At 61.7% G+C, this 5,445-nt stretch carries 5 protein-coding genes; all 5 read left to right on the top strand.

Annotated features, from left to right (window positions below; genetic code table 11):
• The coding region (locus WCA53_RS23265) for a M20/M25/M40 family metallo-hydrolase (protein WP_423916010.1) at positions 1-189 on the top strand (189 nt) is incomplete at its 5' end.
• A 64-nt stretch (positions 190-253) separates the two neighbouring features.
• Positions 254-1,591, top strand: a complete 1,338-nt coding sequence (locus tag WCA53_RS23260; RefSeq protein ID WP_423916007.1) for an NAD(P)-dependent oxidoreductase — start codon at positions 254-256, stop codon at positions 1,589-1,591.
• Positions 1,592-1,649: 58 nt separating this feature from the next.
• A complete protein-coding gene (gene preA / locus WCA53_RS23255) occupies positions 1,650-2,936 on the top strand; it encodes an NAD-dependent dihydropyrimidine dehydrogenase subunit PreA (RefSeq protein ID WP_423916004.1) in 1,287 nt (428 codons plus the stop codon).
• Between the two features lie 108 nt (positions 2,937-3,044).
• Complete coding sequence (locus WCA53_RS23250; protein WP_423916002.1) at positions 3,045-4,556, top strand: NCS1 family nucleobase:cation symporter-1; 1,512 nt, start codon at positions 3,045-3,047, stop codon at positions 4,554-4,556.
• A 34-nt stretch (positions 4,557-4,590) separates the two neighbouring features.
• The coding region (locus tag WCA53_RS23245) for an amidohydrolase family protein (protein ID WP_423916000.1) at positions 4,591-5,445 on the top strand (855 nt) is incomplete at its 3' end.

Raw genomic sequence — 5,445 nt, 5'->3', positions numbered from 1 at the left:
CATCGAAACATGGTGTCGGGCGCCGGACATGACGCGTGCTATCTCTCCAAGGTTGCGCCGACTTCAATGGTGTTCGTGCCTTGCGTCGATGGCATCAGTCATAACGAAATCGAAGATGCGTCGCAGGAATGGATCGAGGCTGGCGCGAACGTGCTCTTCCACGCGATGCTCGAACGCGCCGGTCGCTAGCTGGCGCAATAGCGCACTGACGAACCAACGGATCGATTGTCCTCATCTTGACGAGGGAACGGGTATGACCTTGAAGCAGATCGGCGATATTGCCTCGCATCGGCTTTCGCAAGAGCGACTGGCCTGTGAGTTTTCAGACGTGGCGCCGTTACTCGATGCCACCGCGGCAGCGGCTGCATCGAGTCGTTGCCACTATTGTTACGACGCACCGTGCGTGCAGGCGTGTCCCACGCAGATCGACATTCCTGGTTTCATTCGCAAGATCGGCAACGGCAACCTGAAGGGCGCGGCCACCGACATTCTCTCGGCGAATCCGCTCGGCGGAATATGCGCGCGCGTGTGCCCGACCGAGATTTTGTGCGAAGGCGCCTGCGTGAGAAATCATCAGGATGACAAAGCAGTTGCGATCGGTGCACTGCAGCGACACGCGACTGACTGGGCAATGGCGCGCGGCGAATCCTTGTTTAAACGCGCGGCCGATACCGGTCGCCGCGTCGCGGTCGTCGGCGCGGGTCCGGCGGGGCTCGCGTGTGCGCATCGGTTGGCGATGGCCGGGCATCAAGTCAGTATTCTCGATGCATCGCCGAAATCGGGCGGCCTGAACGAATACGGCATTGCTGCCTACAAAGTAGTGGAGGACTTCGCCCAGCGCGAGGTGGCGTGGCTTTACTCCATCGGCGGAATCGATGTGAAAAACGACGTGATGCTCGGCCGCGACGTGACATTGAGCGCGCTGCGCATGCAGTACGACGCGGTATTCCTGGCGATCGGGCTTGGCGGCGTGCGTGCGCTCGAACTCGAGGGTGAGACTTTACGGGGGGTGGTCAACGCTGTAGATTTTATCGAGCAGGTGCGCACGGCCGATGACCTCGCGAGCGTGCCGGTGGGGCGTCGCGTGGTGGTGATCGGCGGCGGCAATACGGCAATCGATGCCGCCGTCCAGAGCCGCAAGCTAGGCGCGTCGTCGGTGACGATGGCCTACAGGCGCGGCGTCGAGACGATGGGCGCGACGTGGGCCGAGCGCGAGTTCGCGCAGACGCAAGGCGTAACGATCGTGACGCATGCTAAACCGGTGCGCTTGGTCGATGCCGCGGGACACGTAACGGGCGTCGAATTCGAGAGTGCGGAAGGGGGGCGCTTTGTAATCGAAGCCGACATGGTGTTGAAAGCGATCGGACAGGTGCTCGATGCCAACCCGCTGGCAGCCGGCCTGCTGACACTCGACGGCTCTCGTATCGCCGTGGATTCGTGCGGCCGGACATCGCTCGACAATGTGTGGGCGGGCGGCGATTGCGCGGCATCGGGTGGACTCGACTTGACGGTCCAGGCGGTGCAGGACGGCAAGATCGCCGCTGAATCCATCGACACGTTTTTGGCGGCATCCGCGATCAAGGCTGCATAACAAACTCGCGCACGAAATACACGCGACCCCACGCGACCACGATACAGGAGCCGATTCCATGGCCGATCTTCGCAGCACGTTTGCCGGCATCACTTCGCCGAATCCTTTCTGGCTCGCGTCCGCGCCGCCGACCGATAAAGCCTATAACGTCAACCGCGCCTTCGAGGCGGGCTGGGGCGGTGTAGTGTGGAAGACGCTGGGCCTCGACCCGCATGTGGTGAACGTCAGTTCGCGTTATGGCGCCGTGCAATGGAACGGCCAACGGATTGCGGGACTGAACAATATCGAGTTGATCACGGATCGTCCGCTCGACGTCAACCTGAACGAGATCAGGCAGGTCAAGCGCGACTGGCCCGACCGGGCGCTCGTGGTGTCGCTGATGGTGCCGTGCAACGAGCGGGACTGGAAGTGGATTCTTCCCCTGGTGGAGGACACGGGCGCGGACGGCGTAGAGCTGAATTTCGGCTGTCCGCATGGCATGAGCGAGCGCGGCATGGGCGCGGCCGTCGGGCAGGTCCCCGAGTACGTGGAGATGATCACGCGCTGGGTCAAGGAGAGCACGAAGCTGCCCTGCATCGTCAAGCTGACGCCTAATATCAGCGATATCCGCACCGGTTCCCGGGCCGCTTACAAAGGCGGCGCCGATGCCGTTTCCCTGATCAACACGATCAACTCGATTGTCGGCGTCGATCTGGACCAGATGGCGCCGATGCCGGTCGTCGATGGCAAAGGCACGCACGGTGGCTATTGCGGCCCAGCGGTGAAGCCGATTGCGCTGAACATGGTCGCTGAGATCGCACGCGACGTTGAAACGCCGGGCTTGGCCATTTCGGGTATCGGCGGCATCTCGTCATGGCGCGACGCGGCAGAGTTCATGGTGCTGGGCGCCGGCAACGTGCAGGTCTGCACGGCCGTCATGCACTACGGGTTTCGCATCGTCTCGGATCTCGCGGACGGCCTGTCGAACTGGATGGACGAAAAAGGCTACGCCACACTCGACTCGATCCGCGGGCGCGCAGTGCAGAACGTGACCGACTGGCAATACCTGAACCTGAAGTACGACATCAAGGCGCGGATCGACCAGGACAAGTGCATTCAGTGCGGCTTGTGCCACATCGCTTGCGAAGACACGGCGCATCAGGCGATCATGCGGGAGAAGGACGGCAAGCGGCATTTCGAGGTCGTGGACTCGGAGTGCGTCGGGTGCAATTTATGCATGCATGTTTGCCCGGTCGAGCAATGCATCACGATGTCCCGTGTGGATGCCGGAGAATATGCAAACTGGACGACGCATCCAAACAACCCGGCAAGGGTCGACGCGGACGAAATCGTCAAGGCTGCATGACGTTTTACGTGTTTACGTTCGTGCGACCCGTACCATACGCTCCCCCAACGGACGACGCCGGCCTGACAGCCCCAGCGCGGACCACAACGATCTTGAGGAGATCACCCGATGAAGCAGCCAGCGCACTCCGTCGATCCGCATTTCGCGGCCGGCGTCTCGAGCAGCACGCTCTATAACGACGACCTTGCGCCGACCGGTCCCGCACAACGCACCTGGAAGTGGTATCACTTCGCGGCGCTGTGGGTCGGGATGGTCATGAACATTGCTTCATACATGCTCGCGGCCGGGCTGACGGAGGAGGGCATGTCGCCCTGGCAGGCGGTGATCACCGTGCTGCTGGGTAACATGATCGTGCTCGTGCCCATGCTGCTGATCGGTCACGCGGGCGCGAAGCACGGCATTCCGTATGCGGTGCTGGTGCGCTCGTCGTTCGGCACCCAGGGCGCGAAACTGCCGGCATTGCTGCGTGCGGTCGTCGCGTGCGGCTGGTACGGCATCCAGACCTGGCTCGGCGGCAGCGCGATCTATACGCTCCTGAATATCCTCACCGGTAACACCACGCACGGCGAGCCGCTGCCGTTCCTGGACATTTCGCTCGGCCAACTGGCGTGCTTCCTCTTTTTCTGGGTGATCCAGGTCTACTTCATCGTGCGTGGCACGGACTCCATCCGGTTTCTCGAAAGCTGGTCCGCGCCGATCAAGATCGTCATGTGCCTCGCGCTCGTGTGGTGGGCGACCTCCAAGGCGGGCGGTGTCGGCGCCATGCTCGACCAACCCTCGCAGTTCGTGGCCGGCGGCAAGAAAGAAGGCATGTTCTGGGCGACATTCTGGCCGGGACTCACCGCGATGGTCGGCTTCTGGGCGACGCTCGCGCTCAACATTCCTGACTTCACGCGTTTCGCGCGCTCGCAAAAGGACCAGATCGTCGGGCAATCGATCGGGCTGCCCGCACCCATGGCGCTGCTCTCCGTGATTTCGGTGGTGGTCACGTCGGCGACGGTCGTGATCTATGGCAAGGCGATCTGGGACCCGATCGACCTGGCAAGCCGCATGACGGGCATCGGCGTGGGCGTGGCGCTGGTAATCCTTACGCTCGACACGATGAGTTGCAACCTCGCTGCCAACCTCGTCGGTCCTGCTTACGATTTTTCCAGTCTTTGGCCGAAGGGCATTTCGTATCGGGTCGGCGGCATGATTACCGCGTCAATTGCGATCGTCATGATGCCGTGGAAGATACTGGCGACCACGCAGGGCTACATTTTCACGTGGCTGGTGGGCTATTCCGCGCTGCTTGGACCGGTGGCCGGCATTCTCATGGTCGATTATTTCCTGATTCGCGGCACCCGGCTCGACACCCGCGAACTGTTCAATGAGAACGGTGAGTACAGCTACACAGGCGGCTGGAATATGGCAGCAGTGGGGGCCATGCTGGTTGGGGTGCTGCCAAACTTGCCGGGCTTCCTGCACACGGCCTTTCCGGCGTCGTTTCCTAATGTTCCCGCTATTTTCAACACGCTTTATACGTACGCGTGGTTCGTCGGGCTTGCGCTTGCATCGATTGTGTATGGCGCATGGATGAAAATGGGCAAGAGCCCGTCGGCGCGCGTTGCCCGCGCTTAAATTGATTTAAAGCTTTCACCAGGAGACACGCACCATGACGATCCTGATTCGCGGTGGCACGATCATCGACGCCGAGCGTACTTATCGAGCGGATGTTTTGTGCGCAGACCCGAAGGACGGCGGCACGATTCTTCAGATCGGGGTCGATCTGGACGTGCCCGCCGGAACCGAAACGCTCGACGCCTCCGGCCAGTATGTGATGCCGGGCGGCATCGATCCGCACACGCACATGGAGTTGCCCTTCATGGGCACGACCGCCAGCGACGACTTCTACACCGGCACGGCGGCGGGTTTGTCGGGCGGGACGACGAGCATTATCGATTTCGTCATTCCGGCTCCTAAGCAACCGCTGATGGAAGCGTTCAACGAATGGCGCGGGTGGGCTGAAAAGGCGTCGGCCGATTACGGCTTTCACGTCGCGGTGACGTGGTGGGACGAGTCGGTGCATCGCGACATGGGGACGCTCGTGCACGATCATGGCGTGTCGAGCTTCAAGCACTTCATGGCGTACAAAGGTGCGATCATGGCTGACGACGAAGTGCTTGTGAACAGCTTCTCGCGCTCGCTCGAACTGGGCGCATTGCCCACCGTGCATGCGGAAAATGGCGAGCTTGTATTCCGTTTGCAGAAGCAACTTCTGGCACGCGGATTCACCGGTCCCGAAGCTCATCCATTGTCGAGGCCGCCTGAAGTCGAAGGGGAAGCGGCGAACCGGGCGATCCGGATTGCGCAGGTGCTGGGCGTGCCGATCTACATCGTGCACGTGTCCACGAAGGATGCTGTGGATGTCATCACGAAAGCACGCAGCGAGGGCCAGCGAGTCTTCGCCGAAGTGCTGCCGGGCCATCTGGTGATCGACGAGTCGGTCTACAGCGACCCCGACTGGACG

Source organism: Caballeronia sp. (assembly GCF_049581465.1).
GTDB lineage: Bacteria > Pseudomonadota > Gammaproteobacteria > Burkholderiales > Burkholderiaceae > Caballeronia.
The sequence above is the reverse complement of the archived record's forward strand: the minus strand, read 5'-3'. Positions and strand labels throughout refer to the sequence as shown.